This is a genomic window from Profundibacterium mesophilum KAUST100406-0324, from assembly GCF_009835145.1.
Classification (GTDB): Bacteria; Pseudomonadota; Alphaproteobacteria; order Rhodobacterales; family Rhodobacteraceae; genus Profundibacterium; species Profundibacterium mesophilum.
Genome location: NZ_APKE01000026.1, coordinates 98,189 through 122,420 on the forward strand (window position 1 = coordinate 98,189; position 24,232 = coordinate 122,420).

Annotated in this window: 23 protein-coding genes; 16 read left to right on the top strand and 7 right to left on the bottom strand. The window is 66.6% G+C overall.

The genetic code is table 11. The annotated features are described in order from the left end of the window. The first annotated feature begins 23 nt into the window (after positions 1-23). From PMES_RS11375 to PMES_RS11385, 3 genes are all read left to right on the top strand, one after another. A complete protein-coding gene (locus PMES_RS11375; RefSeq protein WP_159965810.1) occupies positions 24-1,802 on the top strand; it encodes an SLC13 family permease in 1,779 nt (592 codons plus the stop codon). Continuing rightward, complete coding sequence (locus PMES_RS11380) at positions 1,802-2,161, top strand: hypothetical protein (RefSeq protein WP_159965811.1); 360 nt, start codon at positions 1,802-1,804, stop codon at positions 2,159-2,161. The genes PMES_RS11375 and PMES_RS11380 overlap by 1 nt, the downstream gene beginning before the upstream one ends. Positions 2,162-2,227: 66 nt before the next feature. Then, positions 2,228-2,968 carry a YebC/PmpR family DNA-binding transcriptional regulator gene (locus tag PMES_RS11385; protein ID WP_159965812.1) on the top strand — a complete coding sequence of 247 codons (741 nt, stop codon included), beginning with the start codon at positions 2,228-2,230 and terminating at the stop codon, positions 2,966-2,968. 84 nt (positions 2,969-3,052) lie between these two features. Here the strand turns inward: PMES_RS11385 and PMES_RS11390 are convergent, their stop codons facing one another. Then, complete coding sequence (locus PMES_RS11390) at positions 3,053-4,471, bottom strand: sensor histidine kinase (protein WP_159965813.1); 1,419 nt, start codon at positions 4,469-4,471, stop codon at positions 3,053-3,055. A gap of 147 nt (positions 4,472-4,618) precedes the next feature. Between PMES_RS11390 and PMES_RS11395 the strand changes: the two genes are divergently transcribed. Then, positions 4,619-5,218: a LysE/ArgO family amino acid transporter gene (locus PMES_RS11395; RefSeq protein WP_159965814.1), complete on the top strand. Its 600-nt coding sequence runs from the start codon at positions 4,619-4,621 to the stop codon at positions 5,216-5,218. A gap of 151 nt (positions 5,219-5,369) precedes the next feature. Here PMES_RS11395 and choV read toward each other — a convergent pair whose 3' ends face one another. Both choV and choW read right to left on the bottom strand, forming a co-directional pair. Further along, positions 5,370-6,401 carry a choline ABC transporter ATP-binding protein gene (gene choV / locus PMES_RS11400; RefSeq protein ID WP_438943240.1) on the bottom strand — a complete coding sequence of 344 codons (1,032 nt, stop codon included), beginning with the start codon at positions 6,399-6,401 and terminating at the stop codon, positions 5,370-5,372. An 8-nt stretch (positions 6,402-6,409) separates the two neighbouring features. Then, positions 6,410-7,243 (bottom strand): choline ABC transporter permease subunit, encoded by an 834-nt coding sequence (gene choW / locus PMES_RS11405; RefSeq protein WP_159965872.1) that lies wholly within the window; start codon positions 7,241-7,243, stop codon positions 6,410-6,412. A 171-nt stretch (positions 7,244-7,414) separates the two neighbouring features. Here choW and PMES_RS11410 point away from each other — a divergent pair, with 171 nt between their 5' ends. After that, positions 7,415-8,194, top strand: coding sequence for an MBL fold metallo-hydrolase (locus PMES_RS11410; RefSeq protein WP_159965816.1), 780 nt, complete (start codon positions 7,415-7,417; stop codon positions 8,192-8,194). Between the two features lie 62 nt (positions 8,195-8,256). On the opposite strand, the gene choX is transcribed toward PMES_RS11410, so the two are convergent. Beyond that, positions 8,257-9,180 (bottom strand): choline ABC transporter substrate-binding protein, encoded by a 924-nt coding sequence (choX, locus tag PMES_RS11415; protein ID WP_159965817.1) that lies wholly within the window; start codon positions 9,178-9,180, stop codon positions 8,257-8,259. 85 nt (positions 9,181-9,265) lie between these two features. Between choX and betI the strand changes: the two genes are divergently transcribed. The 5 genes from betI (at position 9,266) to PMES_RS11440 (ending at position 14,507) form a co-directional block, all read left to right on the top strand. After that, on the top strand, positions 9,266-9,829 hold the full coding sequence (gene betI / locus PMES_RS11420) for a transcriptional regulator BetI (RefSeq protein WP_159965818.1): 564 nt from the start codon (positions 9,266-9,268) through the stop codon (positions 9,827-9,829). 118 nt (positions 9,830-9,947) lie between these two features. Continuing rightward, positions 9,948-11,402: a betaine-aldehyde dehydrogenase gene (gene betB / locus PMES_RS11425; protein ID WP_159965819.1), complete on the top strand. Its 1,455-nt coding sequence runs from the start codon at positions 9,948-9,950 to the stop codon at positions 11,400-11,402. Then, on the top strand, positions 11,402-13,060 hold the full coding sequence (gene betA / locus PMES_RS11430) for a choline dehydrogenase (protein ID WP_159965820.1): 1,659 nt from the start codon (positions 11,402-11,404) through the stop codon (positions 13,058-13,060). The genes betB and betA overlap by 1 nt, the downstream gene beginning before the upstream one ends. 59 nt (positions 13,061-13,119) lie before the next feature. After that, on the top strand, positions 13,120-13,701 hold the full coding sequence (locus tag PMES_RS11435; RefSeq protein ID WP_159965821.1) for a hemerythrin domain-containing protein: 582 nt from the start codon (positions 13,120-13,122) through the stop codon (positions 13,699-13,701). A 95-nt stretch (positions 13,702-13,796) separates the two neighbouring features. Further along, positions 13,797-14,507, top strand: coding sequence for a thermonuclease family protein (locus PMES_RS11440; protein WP_236549782.1), 711 nt, complete (start codon positions 13,797-13,799; stop codon positions 14,505-14,507). A 10-nt stretch (positions 14,508-14,517) separates the two neighbouring features. Here the strand turns inward: PMES_RS11440 and PMES_RS11445 are convergent, their stop codons facing one another. Both PMES_RS11445 and PMES_RS11450 read right to left on the bottom strand, forming a co-directional pair. Continuing rightward, positions 14,518-15,909, bottom strand: coding sequence for a helix-turn-helix domain-containing protein (locus PMES_RS11445; protein ID WP_159965822.1), 1,392 nt, complete (start codon positions 15,907-15,909; stop codon positions 14,518-14,520). An 84-nt stretch (positions 15,910-15,993) separates the two neighbouring features. Further along, positions 15,994-17,208 carry a multidrug effflux MFS transporter gene (locus PMES_RS11450; protein WP_159965823.1) on the bottom strand — a complete coding sequence of 405 codons (1,215 nt, stop codon included), beginning with the start codon at positions 17,206-17,208 and terminating at the stop codon, positions 15,994-15,996. Positions 17,209-17,418: 210 nt separating this feature from the next. On the opposite strand from PMES_RS11450, the gene PMES_RS11455 reads away from it, so the two are divergent. The 6 genes from PMES_RS11455 (at position 17,419) to PMES_RS11475 (ending at position 23,539) form a co-directional block, all read left to right on the top strand. Then, the gene (locus PMES_RS11455; RefSeq protein WP_159965824.1) at positions 17,419-18,951 is read left to right on the top strand and encodes an acyl-CoA carboxylase subunit beta; all 1,533 of its coding nucleotides are present in this window, start codon (positions 17,419-17,421) and stop codon (positions 18,949-18,951) included. A 633-nt stretch (positions 18,952-19,584) separates the two neighbouring features. Further along, positions 19,585-19,716 carry a hypothetical protein gene (locus PMES_RS16850; RefSeq protein WP_268892418.1) on the top strand — a complete coding sequence of 44 codons (132 nt, stop codon included), beginning with the start codon at positions 19,585-19,587 and terminating at the stop codon, positions 19,714-19,716. A 63-nt stretch (positions 19,717-19,779) separates the two neighbouring features. Next, a complete protein-coding gene (locus PMES_RS11460) occupies positions 19,780-20,139 on the top strand; it encodes a hypothetical protein (RefSeq protein ID WP_159965825.1) in 360 nt (119 codons plus the stop codon). Between the two features lie 355 nt (positions 20,140-20,494). Continuing rightward, a complete protein-coding gene (locus PMES_RS11465; protein WP_159965826.1) occupies positions 20,495-20,731 on the top strand; it encodes a hypothetical protein in 237 nt (78 codons plus the stop codon). Positions 20,732-20,837: 106 nt separating this feature from the next. Continuing rightward, positions 20,838-22,913 carry an acetyl-CoA carboxylase biotin carboxylase subunit gene (locus PMES_RS11470; RefSeq protein WP_159965827.1) on the top strand — a complete coding sequence of 692 codons (2,076 nt, stop codon included), beginning with the start codon at positions 20,838-20,840 and terminating at the stop codon, positions 22,911-22,913. Beyond that, positions 22,910-23,539 (top strand): hypothetical protein, encoded by a 630-nt coding sequence (locus PMES_RS11475; protein WP_159965828.1) that lies wholly within the window; start codon positions 22,910-22,912, stop codon positions 23,537-23,539. Before PMES_RS11470 ends, PMES_RS11475 begins: the two co-directional genes overlap by 4 nt. Positions 23,540-23,651: 112 nt before the next feature. Here PMES_RS11475 and PMES_RS11480 read toward each other — a convergent pair whose 3' ends face one another. Next, positions 23,652-24,230, bottom strand: a complete 579-nt coding sequence (locus tag PMES_RS11480) for a DUF4174 domain-containing protein (RefSeq protein WP_236549783.1) — start codon at positions 24,228-24,230, stop codon at positions 23,652-23,654. Positions 24,231-24,232 lie beyond the last annotated feature (2 nt).

Genomic DNA, 24,232 nt, shown 5'->3' on the forward strand with positions numbered 1-24,232 from the left:
GTGCCGAGTGTTGCCGGGGTGCGATGACGTTTCTGACCTTCGATCCGACCGTCCAGGCCTTGCTCAGCTTCGGCGTTGTCTTTGCCATGTTCGCGCTCTTCGTCTCGGAGATCTATCCCACCGAGGTGGTGGCGATCGGCGGCGCGGCGCTTCTCTTCGCGCTAGGCCTGCTGCCCTATGAGGCGGCGCTCGAGGTGCTGGCCAACCCGGCGCCCTGGACGATCGCGGCGATGTTCCTGATCATGGGGGGGCTGGTGCGCACCGGCGCGCTGCAATGGTTGACGGAACATGCCGAGAAGGGCGCCGATACCGCCCCCGTCATGACGCTCCTGCTGTGCCTTGGCGCGGTGGCGATGGGATCGGCCTTCATGAACAACACGCCCGTCGTGGTGGTGATGATCCCGATCTTCATCCAGCTGGCCAAGCGGATGGGCATCTCGCCGTCCAAGCTCCTGATGCCGCTGAGCTATGCGGCGATCCTTGGCGGAATGCTCACCCTGATCGGCACCTCGACGAACCTGCTGGTGGACGGCGTGGCGCGCAGCGCGGGGCTCGAGCCCTTCTCGATCTTCGAGATCGCCCCGCTCGGCATCGTGCAGGTGGCGATCGGCGGGCTCTACATGGCGCTCATCGGACGCAAGCTCCTGCCGGAGCGCCAGTCGATGGGCCTGATGCTGAGCGATCGCAGCAAGATGAAGTATTTCACCGAGGTCGCCGTGCCCGAGGGCAGTGCCCTGATCGACCAGCCGGTAATGGATGTCGAGCTGTTCCGGCGCGAGGGCGTCCGGGTGATCGACGTCCTGCGCGGCGATGCCTCCTTGCGTCGCGACATGCGTGCCGTGCATCTCGAGGCCGGCGACAGGGTGGTTCTGCGCACCGAGATGGCCGAGCTGCTGAGCCTTCAGCAGAACAAGGACCTGCGCAGCGTCGACAAGCTCAGCTCGGTTGCCACGGAGACGGTCGAGGTCCTGATCACGCCGGGCTGCCGGATGATCGGCCGCTCGCTCGGGGCGATGCGCCTGCGGCGGCGCTATGGCGTCTACCCGCTCGCCGTGCACCGGCGGAACCAGAATATCGGCCGTCAGCTCGACGACCTGGTCGTGCGCGTCGGCGACACGCTGCTGCTCGAGGGCACGCCGGGCGACATCCAGCGGCTTGCCGCCGACATGGAACTGGTCGACGTGGCCCGTCCCACGGTGCAGGCCTATCGCAGGGGCCGCGCCTGGATCGCGATCGGGGCCCTGGCCGGCGTCGTGGTGCTGGCCGCGCTCGGGGTGGCGCCGATCTTCGGCCTCGCGGTCGTGGCGGTCGCGATCATCCTGCTGACGCGCTGCATCGACGCGGACGAGGCGTTCTCCTTCGTCGAGGGACGTCTGCTCGCCCTGATCTTCGCCATGCTCGCGGTCGGGGCGGGGCTGCAGGCCTCGGGCTCCGTGGCGCTTCTGGTCAGTCTCATCGAGCCATGGCTGAGCGGGCTGCCGCCCATCGCGATCATCCTGTGCGTCTATTTCATCGCCTCCACCCTGACCGAGCTCGTCTCGAACAACGCGGTGGGGGTCATCCTGACCCCGATCGCGATCGAGCTGGGCCTGGCGCTCGGTCTCGATCCGCGCCCGCTCGTCGTCACGGTGATGTTCGCCGCCTCGGCGGCCTTCTCGACCCCGATCGGCTACCAGACGAACATGCTCGTCTACGGTCCCGGCGGCTATCGCTTCACCGACTACATGAAGGTGGGCATTCCGCTGAACATCATCCTGGGATTGACGGCGGCGCTCGTCATCCCGCTGATCTGGCCGATCTGATGCGCGGAATGCTCCTTGCCGCGCTGCTGCTGGCGGGATGCGGCACCCTGCCGGACGCGGCCGCCCCCTTGGGGGGTGCCGAGGCGTATCCCGAGGCGGTTCTGCTCTACCGTGACACGGCGACCGTCCGCTTTTCGGACGGGCAGCTCTGCACCGCCGCGCGCCCCGCGCAAAGCCCCGCCGGCGGTTGGAGCGTGCCCCTCGCGGGATGCGGCCACGGTTGGCGCGCCGAGATCGCCCGGCCCGCCGGTTCCGCCCGCCCGCGCGTTCCCCTGCGGGAGGGGGCGGGGGCGCGGCTCGTGCTGACGGCGCCCGGCGGCGCGGCATTCGCCTACGGCGCCGCCATGCCCGAGGCTTGAAGCGCGCGCGCCTTCGTCCTATGAGATGCCGGTCATTCGGAAGACTTGAAAAGGACGAGGCGCGCCATGGCAGGCCATTCAAAATGGGCGAATATCCAGCACCGCAAGGGCCGTCAGGATGCGGCCCGCTCCAAGCTGTTCTCTAAGCTCGCCAAGGAGATCACCGTCGCCGCGAAGATGGGCGATCCCGATCCCGACAAGAACCCCCGGCTGCGCCTCGCGGTCAAGGAGGCCAAGTCGCAATCGGTGCCCAAGGACGTGATCGACCGCGCCATCAAGAAGGCGATCGGTGGCGATGCCGAGAATTACGACGAGATCCGCTACGAGGGCTATGGCCCGAACGGCGTCGCGATCATTGTCGAGGCGATGACCGACAACCGCAACCGCACCGCCAGCAACGTCCGCTCCACCTTCTCCAAGAACGGCGGCAACCTGGGCGAGACCGGATCGGTCAGCTTCATGTTCGATCGCAAGGGGCAGGTGTTCTATCCTGCCGAGGTGGGCGATGCCGACACGGTGATGATGGCCGCGATCGAGGCGGGCGCTGAGGATGTGGAAAGCTCCGAGGAGGGCCATGTCGTCTGGTGCGCCGATACCGATCTGGCCGAGGTGTCCGGCACGCTGGAGGCCGAGCTTGGCGAGAGCGAGAGCACCAAGCTCGTCTGGCGGCCGCAGACTTCGACCGAGCTCGATCTCGAGGGCATGCAGAAGCTGATGAAGCTGATGGAGGCGCTCGAGGATGACGACGACGTGCAGAACGTCACCGCCAATTTCGAGACCACAGACGAGGTGATGGCGCAGCTGTGATCCGAAGGCCCTCCCCCGCCGTGTCTTGCGCCGGGGGGGGATGGGCCGGGCGGGGCGGCGGGCGTGATCCGCCCCCCGCCCGTGTCAGGCGGCGATGGCCGGCGTGCCGTGCCGGGCTGCGAGGCGCATCTGGGGGCGCTCGTGCTCGCCGCCGAAGAGCAGTCCGAGTTCCACCGAGAACACGGTGCCCTCGCCAAGCGTGCTGTCGAACCAGATCCGGCCCCCATGCTGTTCGACGATGACCTTCGAGATGTTCAGCCCGAGGCCACTGCCGCCGAAGGTGCGGGTGTCGGAGCTGTCGGCCTGGCTGAAGCGATCGAAGACGCGGTCGTGGAACTCGGGGGCGATGCCGATGCCCTCGTCGATGACCTTGAGCACGGCCCTGCCGCCGCTCGTCTCGATCGCGACGCGCACCGTGGAATTGTCCGGCGAGAATTTCGCGGCATTCGACATCAGGTTGAAGGCGACCTGTGACAGGCGCTGCGCATCGCCGTTCACCCGCACCTGTGCGGCGGGCGGATCGTAGCTGAAGCGCACCCCGCGCGCGGCGGCGAAATCGGCGTTGTCCTGCACCGCCGCCGCGATCACCGCCCCGAGATCCATCGGCCGGCATTCCATGCTGATCCTGCCCGAGCGCGCCTTCTCGATATCCAGGAGATCGTTCACCATCCGCGTCAGCCGGTCGGCATTTCGACGCGCGATGTTGAGCACTTCGGTCAGCGGTGCCTCGAGCTTGCCCAGCGTGCCGGAACCCGCCAGCGAGAGCGCGCCCTTGATCGAGGTGAGCGGCGTGCGCAGCTCGTGACTGATCACGGCGATGAATTCGTCCTTGGCCAGGCTCGCGGCCTGAGCCGATTGCAGCAGCTGCGTCTTTTCGCGGCGCAGACGTTTCTCGCGCACTGCCTGCCGGGCAAAGAGCGCCGTGAGCAGCAGGGAGCCGAAGGTCGCGATGAGCCCGATCGCGGTGAGGCGGCGCGAGGTCGTGATCATCATGGCATGTGCGCCGTGAATCTCGCGGGAGCGCAGCGCGCTGGCCGCGTCGAGCCGGCGATGAACGGAACGTGCCAAGAGGTGGAACACCTCCCCGAGCGTGGTGATCGCGCCCGCCCGCGGCGGTTGATCGAGAACGAAGCGCGCCTGCTCGACGGCCGTGCCGATCGAGGCCAGCATGGTGGCGTCGATCCCGACCTTGCCATGGCCACCGGGCGGCGGCGCGGCGCGCAGGGCGGCGTTCGCGTAGATATCTTCCAGATGGCGCAACTGCGAGAGCAGCCCTTCGTGGTCGAGACGCTCCAGGCTGCTGCGTGCGAGCGCGCCCGAAAAGGCCGAAAGGGCGTAATCGAGATCGTCCAGCGGCGGGCCCATCTCCTGCAGCGCGCTGTTATGCAGATGCGACATGCGATCCGATAGCAGGACCAGTCCCAGCATCATGCCCATCAAGCTGGTCACCGCGAAGGCCAAAGACGCCTTCAGAAACCTGTTTTGTGTATGAACGAATTCCATCGCATGTCACTCGCATTTGCCTATCTTTCGATCTGTAGGAGGCGAATCCGACAAGATGAGGGCGAAACCCGCGCCGGGTGCGTCTTTCTCGAAAGGGCCTGCGCTAATCGTTGGGATTTCCCGCGGCGAGACACTACACCCGGCTGCATGAATGCTTTCGTCGCCGGTTTCGCCCTCGGTCTTTCCCTCATTCTCGCGATCGGCGCGCAGAACGCCTTCGTCCTGCGGCAGGGATTGAAGCGCGCGCATGTCTTCGTGGTCTGCCTGACCTGCGCGGTGAGCGACGCGGTCCTGATCGCGGCGGGGGTCGGGGGGCTCGGCTGGATCGTCTCCGGCGCGCCATGGCTCATTTCCCTGCTGACCTGGGGCGGGGCGGCCTTCCTCTTCATCTACGGCGCGCGGGCATTCAGGGCGGCACTGCGCGGAGGCGAGCGGCTCGAGGCCGAGGGCAGGGGCGCCGGGTCGGCCCGCGACGCGATCCTCTCGGTGCTCGCGCTGACCTGGCTGAACCCGCATGTCTATCTCGACACTGTGGTCCTGCTGGGCTCGATCGCCAACGGGTATCCCGACGCCCGGCCCGCTTTCGCGGCCGGCGCGATGCTGGCTTCGTTCGTCTTCTTCTTTTCGCTGGGATACGGCGCGATCCTGCTGGCGCCACTTTTCGCGCGGCCCCGCGCCTGGCAACTGCTCGACCTGTTCGTCGGCAGCGTGATGTGGCTCATCGCCGCGAGCTTGCTGCTGGGATAAGTGGCCGCAGCGGAAGTCTCGCGGCCGTCCTCCTTCATCTTCGCTCCAAATACCTCCGCCGGAGGCCCGGATCGCGGCAGACGCGGCCCCCGGGGGCATCGGCGGCCAGCGCGCCAACCCACCTTTCGGAACGGCGCACCGGCACGGGCGGTCAGCTCCGCGGTTCGACCAGGCGGGTGAGGATCGAGGCCCGCGTGACCTGCCCGATCACCTCTCCATCCTCGGCAACCGCCACGGGGGTCGCCTCGTCGCTCAGATGCGCCATCAGATCTTGGATATTGGTCTCCGGGCCGACCTGCTGCACGCAGTTCTCGCCGCCCGGAACCATGACATCGCGCGCGCAGAGCACACCAAGCGGATTCATGTGGGCCACGAAATCGGCGACGTACTCATTCGCGGGGTTCTGGAAGATGTCGCGCGGCGTGCCGTGCTGAACGATCCGCCCGCCCTCCATGATCGCGATGCTGTCACCGAGCTTGAACGCCTCGTCGAGATCGTGGCTGACGAAGACGATGGTCCTGTTGAGCCGCTTTTGCAGATCGATCAGCTCGTCCTGCAGACGCGAGCGGATCAGCGGGTCGAGCGCCGAGAAGGGCTCGTCCATCAGCAGGATCGGGGCTTCCGTCGCGAAGGCGCGCGCCAGCCCGACACGCTGCTGCATGCCGCCGGACAGATCGCCCACCTTGCGGTCGGCCCAGTCCGACAGGCCGACCAGGTCGAGCTGGGTATCCGCGCGCTTCGTCCGTTCCGCACGTTTCGCCCCGCCGAATTCGAGCCCCAGCGCCACGTTCTCGCGCACCGTGCGCCAGGGCAGCAGGCCGAATTGCTGGAACACCATGGAGACCTTGTCGAGGCGCAGTTGGCGCAGCACGCGCTTGCCGGCGCCCGTCACGCTCGTCTCGCCATCGCCCGTATTGATCCGGACCTCGCCGCGCACCACGTCGTTGAGCCCGTTCACCGCGCGCAGCAACGTCGATTTTCCCGATCCCGACAGCCCCATGAGCACGAGGATCTCGCCCGCCGGAACCGCCAGGGTGCAATCATGCACCCCCAGGATCTGTCCGGTCTCCTCCTGGATCTCCGGGCGGCTCTTGCCCTGGTCCATGAGGGGCAGGGCCTGTTCGGGCTTGTCGCCGAAGACGATCGAGACGTTGTCGAAGGTGACGGCGTTTCTCTTCTTCATGGTCTTGCTCATTTCTCGGGGACCCTCAGCATTCTGTCGAGCATGATCGCCACCACGACGATGATGAAGCCACTCTCGAAGCCGAGCGCGGTATTGACCTGGTTGAGTGCCCGCACGACCGGCACGCCGAGGCCGTCGGCGCCCACCAGCGCCGCGATGACCACCATCGACAGCGAGAGCATGATCGTCTGGTTCAGACCTGCCATGATCTGCGGGATCGCGGACGGCAGCTCGACCTTCCACAAAAGCTGCCTGCGGGTCGCCCCGAAGGCCTGCGCCGCCTCGATCAGGGGGCGCGGGGTGGAAGAGATGCCCAGATGGGTCAGGCGGATGGGCGCGGGAAGCACGAAGATCACCGTCGCCAGGAGACCCGGCACCATCCCGATGCCGAAGAAGACGATCGCAGGGATCAGGTAGACGAAGGTCGGCAGCGTCTGCATCAGATCGAGAACCGGCCGCATCCAGGCATAGAGCCTGGGGCGATGCGCCACCGCGATGCCGATCGGCACGCCCACGGCCATGCACACGACGCAGGCCGACAGGACCAGTGTCAGGCTCTCGGTCATCTCCTCCCAGTAGCCCTGGTTGAGGATGAAGAGGAACCCCAGCAGGACGAGCAGGCATGTCTGCCAGCGCCTTTGGAAGACCCAGGTCAGCGCCACGAAAACCGCCACCACGATCAGGGGATGGGGCGTCTGGAAGACCCACAAGATCGCCTCGATCAGTTTCTCCATCGTGTCCGACAGCCAGTCGAAGAAGAAGGCGCCGTTGATCTGGAGCCAGTCGAAGATCACCCGCGCCGTGTCGCCGACGGGGATCTTGCTCTCGGTCAGCCAGTTCATCATGTCGCCCGCCCCGGTGCCGGCCTGCTGCTCTCGCGCATGTGGTGTCCCTTGCTGCTCTGGCCCAGCGGGGCCGTTTCTGCTCGATCGCGCCGGCTTGCCGGTGAAACGGACCCCGCGCGCGCTATGTGTCCCTTTCGGATCGCTTCAATCCGCAAAAGGAGAATTCTCATGCAGTCCCGACGCCACTTCATCGCCACGGCACTCGCCGGAACCGGTGCCATCAGCGTTTTGGCCCTGCGCGCCGACGCCGCGGCACATGGTCCTGACAGTTTTCCCACCCAAAGCGGCGAGATCGTCGTGCACCCGGTCGAGCATGCCTCCATCGTTCTGGAGACCCCGGCCGGGGTGATCTATGTCGACCCCGTGGGCGGCGCCGAGCTTTACGAAAGCTTCCCGCCGGCCGATCTCATCCTCATCACCCACGAGCACGGGGACCATTACGACGCGGCCACGCTCGCCGCGCTCATGGGCGAGGAGACGGCTCTGGTCACGAACCCGGCGGTGCATGACATGCTGTCCGAGGATCTCGCGGCGCGCTCGACGGCGCTCGCCAATGGCGAGGAAGGGCAGGTCGGCGATATGGAGATCCGCGCGATCCCGGCCTACAACACCACCGAGGAGCGCAAGAACTTCCATCCCGAGGGGCGCGACAACGGCTATGTCCTTTCGATCGACGGCCGGCGCGTCTACGTCGCCGGCGACACCGAGGGAACGGACGAGATGAAGGCCCTCACCGATATCGACATCGCCTTCATTCCGATGAACCTGCCATTCACCATGGATGCCGAACAAGCCGCCGTCGCGGTGGGGGCTTTCGCGCCCAAGGTCGTCTACCCTTACCATTACCGTGGCCGGGATGGCGGGACGCAGGACCCCGAGGCGTTCGCCAAGCTGCTTGCCATGTCGAACGGACAGATCGAGGTCAAGTTCGGCTCCTGGTACGAATGATCGATGCCGGCCGGTCCCGCGGCGCTCCGCGGGACCGGCCAAGGTCATATCGCCCGCTCCGCTCAGAGTCCCAGCTCGGCCGAGACGGCCTCCATCGCATCACCGCCATCCTTGGCCGTGACACCTTCGAGCCAGGCTTCGATCGGCTCGGGATTTTCCTTCAGCCAGGTCTGTGCGGCCTCCTGCGGACGCGCGCCGCCATCGAGGATCGCGCCCATCACCTCGTTCTCGAGCTGCAGCGTGAACTCGAGATTGTTCAGCAGCTTGCCGACATTGGGGCATGACTGAACATAGCCGGCCGAAGTGTTGGTGTAGACCGTGGCGCCGCCCAGATCGGGGCCGAAGAAGTCGTCGCCGCCCTCGAGATAGGTCATCTCGTAGGCCGCGTTCATCGGATGCGGCTCCCAGCCGAGAAAGACGACCGGCTCGTCGCGGCGATCGGCGCGGCTGACCTGCGCGAGCATGCCCTGCTCGGAGCTTTCGACGACCTCGAAGCCGCTCAGGCCAAAGGCGTTCTCGTCGATCATCGACTGGATCAGGCGGTTGCCGTCATTGCCCGGCTCGATGCCGTAGATTTCGCCGTCGAGCGCGTCCTTGTGCTCGGCGATATCCTTGAACTCCTCGATTCCCAGCTCGGCGGCGGCCTTGTTGGCGGCAAGCGTGTATTTCGCGCCGGTCAGGTTCGCGCGCACCGTGTCGACGGTGCCGGCCTCGCGGTAGGGTTTGATATCGGCTTCCATGGTCGGCATCCAGTTGCCGAGGAAGACATCGATATCACCCTCTGCGAGCGAGGTGTAGGTCACCGGAACGCTCAGCACCTTCACGTCCGTCTCGTAGCCGAGCGCCTCGAGGATAACGGTGGTCACGGCGGTGGTGGCGGTGATGTCGGTCCAGCCGACATCGGCGAAGGTGACCGTCTCGCAATCGGCGAGCGCCGGGCCGGCGATGGCCGCGAGCGCAAGGGCGGACAGGGTGGTTTTCAGCATGTCGTGATCTCTCCCTTTGTTTTTTGTTGATTGACTGATCAATCAAGATACGTCAAGCCCTCAGCACCGCGAAGGAGGTCATGCGATGCCCAAGGTCGGAATGGAGCCTATCAGGCGCGATGCGCTGGTAAAAGCGACGATCACCGAGATCGGCCGCGCGGGCTCGCTTGACGTGACGGTCGCGCAGATCGCGCGCCGCGCCGGCATGTCGACCGCCCTTGCGCATCATTATTTCGGCGGCAAGGACAAGCTCCTGCTGGCGGCGATGCGCCATATTCTGAGCATCTACGGCGGCGGCGTGCGCGGCAGCCTGCGCGGGCTGACGGCCCCCGAGGAGCGCCTGCGCGCGATCGTCAATGCCAGCTTTGCCCCGGTGAACTTTCGCGGCGAGGTGGTGAGCGCCTGGCTCAACTTCTACGTCCAGGCGCAGCACTCCGCGGAGGCCAGGCGCCTTTTGTGCATCTATCAGCGCCGTCTGCGCTCGAACCTTCTGCACGATCTGCGCAAACGCACGCCCCGCGATGCCGCCGGCATGGCCGAGACGGCCGCGGCGCTGATCGACGGGCTCTACATCCGGGCGGCGCTCGGCGAGGAGATCACCAGCGAGACCGCCGCCATGCGCGTTCTCGACGTGCTGGGGATCCGCTGATGGCATGCCGCGCTCCGATCAACCCGTCCGCCCCCACATGCCGGCCGGATCGCCGGTTTCGGGGCGAATGACCCTTCATTCATCTTCGTCCCAAATACCTCTGCCGGAGGCAACTGCCATGCAAGACCCACAACCGTCCGCCAGCCATTTCATCGATGGCGCCCCCGTCGAGGACGCCGCCGGCGCGTCGATCGACTGCATCTATCCCGCGACCGGCGAGAAAATCGCGACCCTTCATGGCGCGACATCGCAGATCGTGGACCGCGCGCTGGACGCCGCGCATCGCGCGGGGCCCGCCTGGGCCGCGATGAGCGGTACCGAGCGGGGCCGCATTTTGACCCGCGCCGCCCATATCATGCGCGAGCGCAACGCCGAGCTCTCGGAGCTGGAGACGCTCGATACCGGCAAGCCCCTGCAGGAGACGCTGGTCGCCGACGCGACCTCCGGCGCTGACGCGCTCGAATATTTCGGCGGGCTCGCTGCCAGCATCACCGGCACGCATCAGCAGCTCGGCGAGGACTGGGTCTACACGGTTCGTGAGCCGCTCGGCGTCTGCGTGGCCATCGGCGCGTGGAACTACCCGACACAGATCGCGTGCTGGAAGGCCGCCCCGGCGCTGGCCTGCGGCAACACGGTCGTTTTCAAGCCGTCCGAGACGACACCGCTCTGCGCGCTCAAGGTCGCCGAGATCCTGAAGGAGGCCGGCCTGCCGGACGGCGTTTTCAACGTCGTGCAAGGGCATGGCGATGTCGGCGCGGCGCTGGTGGCTGACGATCGCGTCGCCAAGGTATCGCTCACCGGATCGGTGCCCACGGGCCGCAAGGTCTACGCCGCCGCCGCCGAAGGGATCAAGTCGGTCACGATGGAGCTGGGCGGCAAGTCGCCCCTCGTGGTCTTCGACGATGCCGATCTCGACAAGGCGGTGTCGGGCGCGATTCTGGGCAATTTCTACAGCTCCGGACAGATCTGCTCGAACGGCACCCGCGTCTTCGTGCAGGAGGGCATCCGCGAGGCGTTCCTGTCGCGCCTTGGCGAGCGTCTCGAGGGCGTCGTCATGGGCGATCCACTGGATCCGGAGGTCAATTTCGGACCCATGGTCAGCGAGCGGCAGATGGAAATCGTCCTCGGCTTCATTGAGAAGGGCCGCGAGGAGGGTGCCCGGCTCGCCTCGGGGGGGGGGCGCGCGCCGCGCGAGGGCTTCTACATCGAGCCAACCGTCTTTGCCGATGTGACCGACGATATGCTGATCGCCCGCGAGGAGATCTTCGGTCCGGTGCTGTCGGTCCTCTCCTTCGCGACCGAGGAGGAGGCGCTCGCCCGGGCCAACGCGACGCCCTACGGGCTCTCCGCCGGCGTATTCACCTCCGATCTGACACGTGCCCACCGCATGGCCAAGGGGTTCGAGGCGGGAACCTGCTTCATCAACCACTACAACGTCGCTCCCGTCGAGGCGCCCTTCGGCGGTGCCAAGGCCTCCGGCGTCGGGCGCGAGAATTCCCGCGCCGCGATCGAACATTATACCCAGCTCAAGTCGGTCTATGTCGGCATGGGCGATGTGGAGGCACCCTACTGATGCAGGCCGATTATATCATCGTTGGCGCCGGCAGCGCCGGTTGCGCCATGGCTTACCGCCTCTCGGAGGCCGGCGCCTCGGTCATCGTGGTCGAGCATGGCGGCAGCGATGCGGGGCCCTTCATCAACATGCCCGGCGCGCTCAGCTTCCCGATGTCGATGCCCCGCTACGACTGGGGTTACATGTCCGAGCCGGAGGCGCATCTCGGCGGACGGCGCATGGCCTGTCCGCGCGGCAAGGTGATCGGCGGCTCCTCCTCGATCAACGGGATGGTCTACGTGCGCGGCCATGCGCGCGATTACGATAGCTGGCAGGAGATGGGCGCGGCGGGCTGGTCCTTCGCCGACGTGCTGCCCTATTTCAAGCGGCTCGAGAACTGGCACGCGAACGGGCATGGCGGCGATCCCGAATGGCGCGGCAAGAATGGCCCGCTCCATGTCAGCCGGGGGCGCCGCGACAACCCGCTCGTGACCGCGTTCGTCGAGGCGGGCGAGCAGGCCGGCTACGGGCTGACGCATGATTACAACGGGGAGCGGCAGGAAGGCGTCGGACCCTTCGAGGCGACGATCTGGCAGGGACGCCGCTGGTCGGCGGCGAGCGCCTATCTGCGCCCGGCGCTCAAGCGGCCCAATTGCACGCTGGTCAACGGGCTGGTGGAGCGTGTCGTGATCGAGAACGGCCGTGCCACGGGGGTCGAGATCGGCCGCCGCGGGCGCAGGCAGATCCTGAGCGCGAACCGCGAAGTGATCCTCGCAGCCTCCTCGATCAATTCGCCCAAGCTGCTGATGCTGTCGGGGATCGGCCCCGCGGCGGAGTTGCGCCGTCACGGGATCGACGTCGTCGCCGACCGTGCCGGTGTCGGCCGGAACCTGCAGGACCACCTGGAGCTTTACGTCCAGATGGCCGCGAACCAGCCGGTGTCGCTCTACAAGCACTGGTCGCCGCTGGGCAAGGCGCTGGTGGGGGCGCAATGGCTCTTGTCGCGCTCGGGGCCGGGCGCGTCGAACCAGTTCGAGAGCTGCGGCTTCATCCGCAGCGCCGCCGGGGTCGAATATCCCGACATCCAGATCCACTTCCTGCCGCTCGCGGTACGCTACGATGGCAAGATGAGCGCCGAGGGGCACGGCTACCAGGCGCATGTCGGGCCGATGCGCTCACCCTCGCGCGGCGCGGTGACGCTGAAATCCGCGCAGGCCGCCGACGCGCCCGAGATCCGCTTCAACTACATGTCCACCGACAAGGACTGGCAGGATTTCCGCAAGGCAATCCGCCTGACGCGCGAGATCTTCGGCCAGGATGCTCTCGCACACTACACCTCGCACGAGATCCAGCCCGGTGCGCAGGCGCAGGACGATGCCGCGCTCGACGCGGTGATCCGCGAGCATGCCGAAAGCGCCTATCATCCCTGCGGGACGTGCAAGATGGGCGCCGTCGACGATGAGGGCGCGGTGGTCGATCCCGAATGCCGGGTCATCGGGGTCGAGGGGCTGCGTGTCGCCGACAGCTCGATCTTCCCGCAGATCACCAACGGCAACCTCAATGCCCCCTCGATCATGGTGGGCGAGAAGGCGGCCGATCACATCCTCGGCAAGGGGATGCTCGCTCCCGATGCGGCACGGCCCTGGATCCATCCCGAATGGGAGTCTGTGCAGCGCTGAACAGTCGGGCTGCATGGTCATGGCTGGTGCATGGTCATGCGGCCCGCTAGAAAGCGGGGATGAACACCGCTCCCGATCTTCCGCTCGAGACCCGCTCGGGCCTGCCGGAGCCGCTTCGCGTGCTCGTGCGCGAGTTGCCGCGCGAGGGGTGGGAGAGCCATGGTAATTTCGACCAGCTCACCCGCTTCTGGCTCGACCGTCACCTGATGTTTCGTGACCTGCTTGCCAAGCTGCGCGGCGGGTCGGAGGCCTTTCTCGACGGACGGCTCGAGGCCAGGCGCCATGGTCGTGAGACCGGACGCTATGCCGGGTTCCTGCTCAACGAGTTGCACGGCCATCACCAGATCGAGGATGTGCACTATTTCCCCAAACTCGCCGGGCTCGATCCCCGGATCGAGGCGGGCTTCGCGCTGCTGGATGCCGATCATCACGCTCTGGACGGGCATATCCATGCGCTTGCCGGAACCACGAACGCGCTTTTGTCGGCGCTCGACAAGCCGGCCGGCGAGGATGCCGTCCGTGACGCGGCCGGCACCATGCACGAGCACCTCACGGCCTTCGAGGGCTTCATCGACAGGCATCTGACCGATGAGGAAGAACTCGTGGTGCCGACTCTTCTGAAATTTGCACCCAAATTGTGAAATTGCCGCGTAGCACTGAGTACGGTTAACGATTTTTTAACCGAATGCTTCTCTTGTGTATTGGTGATCGCATGTCATGGGCTAAACTCCGTGACATGTTAAAACTCGTTTTCATCGCTGCGATGGGAGCTGCGCTGGCCGCGGTCTTTCTCGGCGGCACCCCCTCGCTGAGCATCTCATCGGGGACCTCATCGGCCGGCACCACGCAAGAGCTGTCGGGCAGGGTGCGTGTCGTCGATGGCGACACGATCGCAGTCGGGCAGGAAAATGTGCGCCTCCTCGGGATCGACGCGGTCGAGAAGGATCAGACCTGCCGGGCGGCCGATGGCGGCAGCTACCCATGCGGTGTCTACGTGACCGACTGGCTGCGGGCGCGGGCCGAAGGCCGGCGGGCAGTCTGCGAGGTCGAGGAGCGCGATCGCTACGGGCGTCACGTGGCGCTGTGCCGGATCGACGGCGATGACATTGCCGCCGAACTTGTCGAGGCAGGGCTTGCCACGGCCTATCGCCGCTACTCCGTGCGCTACGTTCCCGCCGAGGACCGTGCGCGCGAGAACGGGATCGGTTTCTGGGCCGGCAGTTTCGAGCCGCCATCGAGCTATCGGCGCAGCCGTATCGAGGGGGTCGAGCCGCCCGGCGCCTGCAAGATCAAGGGCAACATCTCGGCAAACGGCAAGATCTACCATGTGCCGGGCGCGCGCAGCTACGACCGCACGGGTATCAAGACCGAGGAGGGCGAGCGCTGGTTCTGCACCGAGAGCGAGGCGCGGGCGGCCGGCTGGCGCGCGGCGCGCGGCGGGTCCTGATCCGCAAGGCTCACCGCGGGATCGTGTAGGGCAGGGTGCCGCGCTTGTGCGGATCGACCGTGATGGGGCGCTCAATCGGCGGAACCGAGCGCTGGTGGCAATGCTCGCGCTCGCAGATCCGGCAGGAAATGCCGATCGGCTCGAAAGCCTGCGCGTTCCCGGTATCCAGATCATCGCCATAGACGAGCCGCCCCGCATGGCTCACCTCGCAGCCCAGCCCGATGGCGTAGCGCCGGGTGGGTGCGCGGAAGCTGCCACCGGGCTTGAGGACGTCGCGCGCAAGGCACAGGTAGCGCACGCCATCGGGCGTTTCGGCAAGCTGGCGCACGAAGCGGCCCGGCGTCTCGAAGGCCCGGTGAACATTCCACAGCGGACAGGCGCCGCCATAGCGTGCGAATTGCAGCCGGGTCGCCGAATGGCGCTTGGTGATCGTGCCGGCCTGATCGACCCTGACGAAGAAGAAGGGGATGCCCTTGGCGCCCGGACGCTGCAGGGTGGAGAGACGATGCGCGACCTGCTCGATCGAGGCGCCGAAGCGCCCGGCGAGCTGTTCGAGATCGTGCCTCACCTCCCGCGCCGCATCGTGAAACGCGCCATAGGGCATCAGCGCGGCGCCCGCGAAATAGTTCGCAAGCCCGATCTTGGCGATATCGCGGGCGACATCGCTCTTGAACCGGGCGAGGTCGAGCGTGGCCTCCAGCAGGTCGCCGCGCGTCAGCAGGGCGATCTGGTGCAGCATCTGGAACCGCCGGGTCGCGGGCGACGCGCCGGCCGAAAGGGTGAGGTGCCCACTGGCCGGATCGAAGCTGCGCAGCGGCGCATCGGGCGTGATCTCCAGCGCGACGCCGTGATCGGCCAGGACCGCGCGTGCCGTCTCCTCAAGCGGGCCACGGCTGGCGAAATGCTCCGCCGCCCGGTCGACGGCATCAATGTAGTTGTCGCAGTAGTGAAAGAAGTCGCGCACCTCCTCCCAGGGAGACGGCTGAATACGGGCGCTGTCGCGTCCCAGCGCATCGTCGAGAGAGGCCAGCCGTTCCTGTCCCTGCCTGTAGGCGCGGTGCAATTCGAGAAAGGCGCGCGCGAGGGTCGGCGCGTTGGACGCGGCAAGGCGCAGATCGCCCATGGGCGGGATGTCGGCGCCGAAGACCGGGTCGGCCAGCGCCTCGCGCATGTCCGAAACCATCCGCTCCGAATCCCCCGAGGACAGCTCGGCCACGTCGAGACCGAATTCCTGTGCCAGCGCGAGGACCACGCCCGTCGACAGGGGACGGTGATTGTTCTCCATCTGGCTCAGATAGGGCAGCGAGATGCCCAGCCGGTCAGCGAAGGCCTTCTGCGTCACCCCGACCCGCAGCCGTGTCTCGCGCAGCTTGACGCCGGCGTAATGCTTCCTGACTGCCATCGGCCGCTCCTCGCAGGGCGCCGAAGCGGCGCGGGGCTTTGCAAAGCATCTCTACCCTTTGCAAAGCGCGGACCGCAAGCCGGCTCAGCTCTCCAGGCTGCGCTCGCGGTGAATGGTATAGAGGATCGAGAGCACCGCCAGGAGGGAGGTCGCCGCCATGATCGCGATCAACGGCAGCGCGCCCGTTCCGGGCGTCAGAAGGGCGCCCGCCAGCGCGGAGAGCGCCGCGCCGCCGCCGATCATCATCGCCCCGCCAAGCCCGCTTGCCGTTCCCGCGAGGTGCGGGCGCACCGACAGCATGCCCGAGGTCGCGTTCGGCAGCACCATTCCGTTGCCAAGCCCCACGAAGGTCATGAAGCCGAAGAAGACCCCGACGCTGCCATGCCCGGCGAGGAAGATCGCCATGGAGACCCAGAGCCCGAATGCCGACAGGATCGCGCCCCACAGGATCATCGCGTTGATGCCGAAGCGGACCGAGTAGCGGCCGGAGATATAATTGCCGGCCATGTAGCCGATGGCCGGGGCGCCGAAATAGATGCCGAGCGCGGAGGGCGTGAGGCCGAAGACCTCGCTTCCCACGAAGGGCGCTCCGCCAAGATAGGCGAAGAAGGCGCCGCTGGCGAAGGCCGCCGCCGCGCAATAGCCCCAGAACCGCCGCGAGCGCAGGAGTTCGGGATATTCGGCAACCTGGGCGCGGAAGCTGACGGGGCGCGCGACCATCGTCTCGCCAAGGTCGCGCCAGCAGATGTAGCCGATGATCGCCCCGAGGGCGGCCAGCGACCAGAAGCTGGCCTTCCAGCCGAAGATGCCGTCGAGCACGCCGCCGAGCGCCGGGGCCAGCATCGGCGCCACGGACATGCCCATCGTCACGTAGCCGATCATCGAGGCGGCCTGATCCTGCGGAACCATGTCGCGCACCACGGCGCGGCTGAGCACCAGGCCGCCCACGACGACGGCCTGCACCATTCGGAAGGCGAGGAAGATCTCGATATTGGGTGCGAGGACGCAGCCGATACTGGCAAGGGTGAAGATCGCGAGGGTCCACAGAACGACGGGCCTGCGTCCGTAGCGGTCCGAGATCGGGCCGACGATCACCTGCAGGAGCGCGTTCACTCCGAGATAGAGCGCGACGCTGAGCTGCACGATCCGGTATTCCGTATCGAAATAGCGCGTCATGGAAGGCAGGGACGGCAGGAAGATGTTCATCGACAGGGCCGAGATCCCCGCGAGCAGGATCAGCGTCAGGATATGGGGCGGGGTGGCACGGTCGAGAAACCGGACGAGGGGAGGCTGGTGCATGGTCGCGACTTAGGCCCGGGCGCGGGACCTGTCCAGACGCCCGCGCGCACAGCGCGGGGCCGCCAGCGCACCGTCGCTGGGTAATTCGCAGTTTTGCATTATGCAGGCGGATCACTGCATAGAATTTGCAAAATTGCAGGTTTGGTCTTTCCCGCGCCGAACCCGCAGACCTATCATCTGCAATCGAATGACAAACGGGAGCAATGGGCAATGACGGACATTCTCGAACAGCTCGAGCAACGACGCGCCGAGGCGCGCATGGGCGGCGGCGAGAAGCGGATTGCCGCACAGCATGCCAAGGGCAAGCTGACGGCGCGCGAACGGCTCGACGTGCTGCTCGACGAAGGCTCGTTCGAGGAGTTCGACATGTTCGTCACCCACCGCGCGACCGATTTCGGCATGGCCGAGAACAAGGTGGCCGGCGACGGCGTGGTGACCGGCTGGGGCACGATCAACGGGCGCCAGGTCTATGTCTTCAGCCAGGATTTCACCGTGCTGGGCGGATCGCTGTCCGAAACCCATGCCAAGAAGATCTGCAAGATCATGGATATGGCGATGCAGAACGGGGCGCCGGTGATCGGGCTCAACGATTCGGGCGGCGCGCGCATCCAGGAAGGTGTGGCCAGCCTCGCCGGCTATGCCGAGGTGTTCCAGCGCAACGTCCTGGCCTCGGGCGTCGTGCCGCAGATCAGCGTCATCATGGGACCTTGCGCGGGCGGCGCGGTCTATTCGCCGGCGATGACCGACTTCATCTTCATGGTGAAGGATAGCAGCTACATGTTCGTGACCGGCCCCGACGTGGTCAAGACGGTCACCAACGAGGTCGTCACCGCCGAGGAGCTTGGCGGCGCGAGCACCCATACCCGCAAGTCGAGCGTTGCCGACGGCGCCTTCGAGAACGACGTGGAGGCGCTGATCGAGGTGCGCAGGCTGGTCGATTTCCTGCCCGCCAGCAACCGCGCCAAGCCCCCGCTGCGGCCCTTCTTCGACGATCCCGCGCGGCTCGACGAGAGCCTCGACACGCTCATCCCCGCAAACCCCAACATGCCTTACGACATGAAGGAGCTGATCACCAAGCTCGGAGACGAGGGTGACTTCTTCGAGATCCAGGAGGAGTTCGCCAAGAACATCCTCACCGGGTTCATCTGCCTCGAGGGCAGGGCGGTGGGCGTCGTCGCCAACCAGCCGATGGTCCTTGCAGGCTGCCTCGATATCGACAGCTCGCGCAAAGCCGCGCGTTTCGTGCGCTTCTGCGACGCCTTCGAGATCCCGATCCTGACGCTGGTCGACGTTCCGGGCTTCCTGCCGGGCACGGGCCAGGAATATGGCGGTGTCATCAAGCACGGTGCCAAGCTCCTCTTCGCCTATGGCGAGGCGACGGTGCCCAAGGTCACGGTCATCACCCGCAAGGCATATGGCGGGGCCTATGACGTGATGAGCTCCAAGCATCTGCGCGGTGATCTGAACTATGCCTGGCCCACCGCCGAGATCGCGGTGATGGGGGCCAAGGGTGCCTCGGAGATCCTCTACCGCTCCGAGCTTGGCGAGCCCGACAAGATCGCCGCGCGTGCCGCGGAATACGAGAAGAACTTCGCCAACCCCTTCAAGGCGGCGGAGCGGGGCTTCATCGACGAGGTGATCATGCCGCATTCGACGCGCAAGCGCGTCTGCCGGGCCTTCGCCTCGCTGCGGGGCAAGCAGCTCAGCAATCCCTGGAAGAAGCATGACAACATCCCCCTGTGACATGCCTTGCGTGATTCGCGCACCGGACCGATCGGGGCCTGAGGCCGGGACGCTCTCGGCGCGCCCGGCGGCCCTCTCGGGCTACACGGCGCGCCGCCGGCGGAGGCTTGCCGCCCCGCGCGGCGCGTCCTTGCCGCCGGCGGCCTGCGCGCTAGGGCGGGGCGGGCTCGCCGCGATCGCCACATGGTCTCTGGACGCGTGGCCGCACAATCGTTCAGGTGCGCCATCGCGAGATCGGGCAGCGGCCCCGGCAAGGCAAGCTCCCGGCCAGAAAAATCGAGGCAAGATGTTGATGACACTCAAGAATGATGAGACGCATGCGGTGATCCGCGAGGGGCACGATGCGGAATGTCCCTTCGCGGGGTGCACTGGCAGGACCGAAGAACGCGCCCGCGCGTCCCGTTCCCGCACCGGGTATCGTGCCTTCGGCCCCGCACCCGCAGGCGGCCGAAAGCGCTCCGATGATGCAAGCTCGTCACATTGCACCCAACCCGGAAAGCCTCGGTATGAAACCGAAAATCCTTGCGTTATGGTTCGCACGGGCTACTTGCATGAAGCCTGTATAACGAACGAGGGGCAAGGGTCCGGTCAGGTCCGGGGAACCACCCTTCCCATTGGCAGTAGGAGACTAGGATGTCGAAGAGCATCAAATTCGTCATGGCACTTGGCCTTGTCGCTTTCGCAGCAGCATGCGCTCAGGAAGAAGAAGTTGTTTACGTCGAGCCGACGCCGATCGTGGCCGAGCCGACCTTCAGCAAGTTCTGATTTGCTGCGCGGACGGGCCGTCAGGCCCGTCCGCTATCATGCCGCCCATCCGGGGGTGCGGTCATGATCAAGCATCGCGGCTTTCCGGGCCGCCTCCCCGGCACCGATTTCCAGTTCACGATCCGCCGCCCCAATCCCAGGGGCGTGACGCCGATCACCCGGCGCGAGCGATTCGCCGACCGGCGCGCCGCCGACAAGCGCGCCGATGAAGGCTTCCTGCGCGCGCTGTGGGAGCAGTTCGGCGATGCCCCGTTCGAGCGTGGCAATCTCGATGCCGGCCGGCTGTCATGGCTGTTCGGGCGCGAGGTCGTTGCGGCCGAGGATCCCTTCCGTCCTGACGATTACGAAGCCCTGCTCAGGGTCGATCCCAAGGCCGCCGCCCTGTCCTTTCCGCAGGCTGCCGACTGGGGGGACTCGGCGTGAATTTGCTGGCCAGATCGGGGTTTGGGCGGAATTCGGCGCGCTTTGCGGGCGGCCTCGATTCCTCCTGTCCGCGGGCGGCAAAGCTCCTAATAGTCGGGCCCATGGCGGCTGCCTGCGACGGTTTCGTCGTTGCCGTCTCGTGTTGCCACGATTCTTCTCATGGGTGGCGCGGCCAGTCCCCGGTCGTGTCACCCTTTTTTCTTCGTCCGGCCATGGCGCGGGGAAAAGGTCCGCGCGGCACCTTGCGTGTCGGTGCGGCCACGAGGAAAAGGGCCACACCGGGCATCCCGGAACCCGAGGTCGCAACATGCTGTTGTGGCCCAGATGACAAGACACTCTCGAGAGGCACGTTACCATGGTATCCAAGAAAATCGTCCTGTTCGCATTGCTCGGCAGCACCCTCGCAGCCTGCACCACGGGCTATGACGGGCGCACCCGCCTCACCAATGACGGCCAGCGTGCCGCCATCGGCGCCGTCGGCGCTGGCGCCCTTGCCGCCGCGACCGACAACGATGTCGGCACCGCCGTCGCGGCCGGCGCCGCTGCGGGCGCGCTTTGCGATGACGTCACGCCCGGCCTCTGCCCGCGCTGACCGCCGGGCCGCGCGCCGCGCGGCATACCCGACCTGACCTGACCGGACGCCGCCGGGGGAAAAATCCCCGGCGGCGTCTTTTCGTTTGCGAGCCAAAGGAGCCGGAATGTTCAAGAAGATCCTGATTGCCAACCGCGGCGAGATCGCCTGCCGGGTCATCAAGACCGCCCGCCGCATGGGCATCAAGACCGTCGCCATCTATTCCGACGCCGATCGCCATGCGCTGCATGTGCGGATGGCCGACGAAGCGGTGCATATCGGCCCGGCGCCGGCCAACCAGTCTTATATCGTCATCGACAACGTGATGCAGGCGATCCGCGATACCGGCGCCGAGGCGGTTCATCCCGGCTACGGCTTCCTGTCGGAAAATCCCAGGTTCGCCGAGCGCCTCGCCGCAGAGAACGTCGCCTTCATCGGACCGCCGCAGGGGGCGATCGAGAAGATGGGCGACAAGATCACCTCGAAGAAGATCGCGGCCGAGGCCGGCGTCTCCACCGTGCCGGGCTACATGGGCCTGATCGCCGATGCCGAGGAGGCGGTGAAGATCTCCGGCGAGATCGGCTATCCGGTGATGATCAAGGCCAGCGCCGGTGGTGGCGGCAAGGGGATGCGCATCGCCTGGAAGGAGGACGAGGTCCGCGAGGGGTTCCAGTCTTCCAAGAACGAGGCGGCGAACAGTTTCGGCGATGACCGGATTTTCATCGAGAAGTTCGTCACGCAGCCGCGCCATATCGAGATACAGGTCCTCGCCGACAGCCATGGCAACACGATCTACCTCGGCGAGCGCGAATGCTCGATCCAGCGCCGCAACCAGAAGGTCATCGAGGAGGCGCCGTCACCCTTCCTCGACGAGGAGACGCGCCGCGCCATGGGCGAGCAGGCCTGCGCCCTTGCGGCGGCCGTGGGCTACACGAGCGCGGGCACGGTCGAGTTCATCGTCGACGGCGCGCGCAACTTCTATTTCCTCGAGATGAACACACGCCTGCAGGTCGAGCATCCCGTGACCGAGCTGATCACCGGCATCGACCTCGTGGAGCAGATGATCCGCGTCGCCTATGGCGAAAAGCTCGCGATCGCGCAGAAGGACGTGAAACTGACCGGCTGGGCCATCGAGAGCCGTCTTTATGCCGAGGACCCCTACAGGGGTTTCCTGCCATCGACGGGGCGCCTCGTGCGCTACCGCCCGCCGGAGGAGGTCGCGGCCGGACCGATGCTCAAGGCCGGTGCCTGGCATCATGGCGCCGCCGGCGCATCCGGCAATGATGCCGCGCAGGGGGATGCGGACGGCGCCGTGCGCAACGATACCGGCGTCTTTGAGGGCGGCGAGATCTCGATCTTCTACGATCCGATGATCGCCAAGCTGTGCACCTGGGGCGAGGACCGCGCCGCGGCGATCGAGGGAATGCGCGTCGCGCTCGACAGTTTCGAGGTCGAGGGGATCGGGCATAACCTGCCGTTCCTGTCGGCGGTGATGGATCATCCCAAGTTCGTCAGCGGCGACATCACCACCGCCTTCATCGCCGAGGAATATCCCGAGGGCTTCGAGGGGGTGACGCTCCCCGAGGACGCGCTGCGGCAGGTGGCGGCGGCGGCCGCGGCCATGTACCGCGTGGGCGAAATCCGGCGCAGCCGCGTCTCGGGGCGGATGGACAATCACGAGCGCAAGGTCGGGAATCGCTGGGTGGTCGAGGTGCAGGGCACACGCTTCGAGATCGAGATCACCGTCGATCGCGACGGGGCCTGGGTGCGCTTCCAGGATGGCACGCGGCACCGCGTCGCCTCGTCCTGGACCCCCGGACAGAGCCTCGCGCGCGTGGATATCGACGGGGACCGGATCGTTCTGAAGGTCTCCAAGTGCACCGGCGGCTTCCGTCTGCGCACCCGGGGCGCCGATCTGCGGGCAAGGATCATGAGCCCGCGCCAGGCCGAGCTGGCCAGCCTGATGCCGGAGAAGATGCCCCCCGATACGTCCAAGATGCTGCTCTGCCCGATGCCCGGGCTGATCGTCGCGATCAACGTGAACGAGGGCGACGAGGTCGAGGAGGGACAGGCGCTGTGCACGGTGGAGGCGATGAAGATGGAGAACATCCTGCGCGCCGAGCGCAAGGGCCGCGTCTCCGCGATCAAGGCCGCAGAGGGCGACAACCTTGCCGTGGACGAGATCATCATGGAGTTCGAGTGAGCGGCCAGGGCGACCTTCTGGGCCTCGATGCCCGGATCTGGCAGGCCATCGTGGCCGGCGGCTTCGTGGCCGCCGGCTGGGTCTATGACGGCTGGCGCAAGAGGCGCGAGGCCCAGCGCCTGCGCGAGGAGAAGCTGCGCGATGCCCATCGTGCGCTCTTCGCCGAGATCGCGACATTCCTGGCCAATCTCGCCGACGAGACCGCGCTCGATACCTATGTCGATGCGATGGTGGCCCGGATGGAGGCCGATCCGGATTTCGTGCCCTTCATTCCCAAGGAACGCCACGACCGCCTGTTCGACTCGATTCAGGGAGAGATCCACGTCCTGCCGCGCGTCACCATCGACCCGGTCGTGCGGTATTACAGCCAGCTTTCGGCCATCGCCGCGCTAGCCGAGGACATGCGCGGACGGGGCTTTGCCAGGCTGTCGCAGGACCGGCGCATCGTGATCTACAGGGATTATTTCGACATGCGGAAGCAGGCCTTCGAATACGGCCGCATCGCGAACTGGCTGATCGGTGTCTACGCCGAAGGCGGCAAGGACGCGGCCGAAGCCGCGGCGTCCAGCATCGGGCCGGCTGGCCGCGTGCTCAGTACCCCGGCCGCGGACCGGTCCGCCAGGTGACGGGTTCGGGCCAATACGGAATGTCGGGGCAGGGGGTCTTGACGGTATCTGCCATGATCGGTCCTCCTGCGACCAATATAGGGACGCGCCCGCGCGCTTGCAATCGGCGCGCCTACTGGTTCGCGTTCTGGCGTTCGCGCAATTCCTGCCGGCGCAGCGGCATCTTGTCGATCGAACGTGTCAGCTCGCGCACGTCCCAGGGGAAGGGCTTGCGCAGCTTGACCCCCCCATCCTTGCCGATCAGCGCCAGCATGAAGCCGCGCGGGCGAAGCTTGGCGCGCAGCGGCGACATGGCGGCCGGATCGGTATCCGTAATCACCACGACATCACGCAAGGCAAGATCATCGGCGCGCGCGGCGAGAAGGTCGAGCTGCCTTGCGAAGGCCGGATCGGCGGGACTGTCGGCAAAGACGACCACCGGCCGGGCGATCCAGCGGAACGCCTCGAGCGAGACATCGACGGCCTCGAGCGCCACCTTCGGATCCTCGCGCCAGCGATCGACCGGCGCCAGAAGAACGGGCGTCCCGGTCGCAGGGTCCGCGGCGGATGGCGCCTTTCCGACCTGCGGCGCATCGCCGGCGGCCGCGCGCCCCTCTTGCCCGTCCGCGGAGGGCATGGCCTGCTGTGCTCCCGAGGGCAATGCCGCGACGGTCAGGGCGGCCCCGAGGGCCAGAATTCGGATCATCAGCATCA

What these genes read in the sequence shown, in the direction of transcription:
- PMES_RS11375 (WP_159965810.1), top strand. Translation starts at nt 24, where the DNA reads ATGACGTTTCTGACCTTCGATCCGACCGTCCAGGCCTTGCTCAGCTTC.
- PMES_RS11380 (WP_159965811.1), top strand. Translation starts at nt 1,802, where the DNA reads ATGCGCGGAATGCTCCTTGCCGCGCTGCTGCTGGCGGGATGCGGCACC.
- PMES_RS11385 (WP_159965812.1), top strand. Translation starts at nt 2,228, where the DNA reads ATGGCAGGCCATTCAAAATGGGCGAATATCCAGCACCGCAAGGGCCGT.
- PMES_RS11390 (WP_159965813.1), bottom strand. Translation starts at nt 4,471, where the DNA reads ATGGAATTCGTTCATACACAAAACAGGTTTCTGAAGGCGTCTTTGGCC.
- PMES_RS11395 (WP_159965814.1), top strand. Translation starts at nt 4,619, where the DNA reads ATGAATGCTTTCGTCGCCGGTTTCGCCCTCGGTCTTTCCCTCATTCTC.
- choV (WP_438943240.1), bottom strand. Translation starts at nt 6,401, where the DNA reads ATGAAGAAGAGAAACGCCGTCACCTTCGACAACGTCTCGATCGTCTTC.
- choW (WP_159965872.1), bottom strand. Translation starts at nt 7,243, where the DNA reads ATGAACTGGCTGACCGAGAGCAAGATCCCCGTCGGCGACACGGCGCGG.
- PMES_RS11410 (WP_159965816.1), top strand. Translation starts at nt 7,415, where the DNA reads ATGCAGTCCCGACGCCACTTCATCGCCACGGCACTCGCCGGAACCGGT.
- choX (WP_159965817.1), bottom strand. Translation starts at nt 9,180, where the DNA reads ATGCTGAAAACCACCCTGTCCGCCCTTGCGCTCGCGGCCATCGCCGGC.
- betI (WP_159965818.1), top strand. Translation starts at nt 9,266, where the DNA reads ATGCCCAAGGTCGGAATGGAGCCTATCAGGCGCGATGCGCTGGTAAAA.
- betB (WP_159965819.1), top strand. Translation starts at nt 9,948, where the DNA reads ATGCAAGACCCACAACCGTCCGCCAGCCATTTCATCGATGGCGCCCCC.
- betA (WP_159965820.1), top strand. Translation starts at nt 11,402, where the DNA reads ATGCAGGCCGATTATATCATCGTTGGCGCCGGCAGCGCCGGTTGCGCC.
- PMES_RS11435 (WP_159965821.1), top strand. Translation starts at nt 13,120, where the DNA reads ATGAACACCGCTCCCGATCTTCCGCTCGAGACCCGCTCGGGCCTGCCG.
- PMES_RS11440 (WP_236549782.1), top strand. Translation starts at nt 13,797, where the DNA reads ATGTTAAAACTCGTTTTCATCGCTGCGATGGGAGCTGCGCTGGCCGCG.
- PMES_RS11445 (WP_159965822.1), bottom strand. Translation starts at nt 15,909, where the DNA reads ATGGCAGTCAGGAAGCATTACGCCGGCGTCAAGCTGCGCGAGACACGG.
- PMES_RS11450 (WP_159965823.1), bottom strand. Translation starts at nt 17,208, where the DNA reads ATGCACCAGCCTCCCCTCGTCCGGTTTCTCGACCGTGCCACCCCGCCC.
- PMES_RS11455 (WP_159965824.1), top strand. Translation starts at nt 17,419, where the DNA reads ATGACGGACATTCTCGAACAGCTCGAGCAACGACGCGCCGAGGCGCGC.
- PMES_RS16850 (WP_268892418.1), top strand. Translation starts at nt 19,585, where the DNA reads ATGTCGAAGAGCATCAAATTCGTCATGGCACTTGGCCTTGTCGCTTTC.
- PMES_RS11460 (WP_159965825.1), top strand. Translation starts at nt 19,780, where the DNA reads ATGATCAAGCATCGCGGCTTTCCGGGCCGCCTCCCCGGCACCGATTTC.
- PMES_RS11465 (WP_159965826.1), top strand. Translation starts at nt 20,495, where the DNA reads ATGGTATCCAAGAAAATCGTCCTGTTCGCATTGCTCGGCAGCACCCTC.
- PMES_RS11470 (WP_159965827.1), top strand. Translation starts at nt 20,838, where the DNA reads ATGTTCAAGAAGATCCTGATTGCCAACCGCGGCGAGATCGCCTGCCGG.
- PMES_RS11480 (WP_236549783.1), bottom strand. Translation starts at nt 24,230, where the DNA reads ATGCTGATGATCCGAATTCTGGCCCTCGGGGCCGCCCTGACCGTCGCG.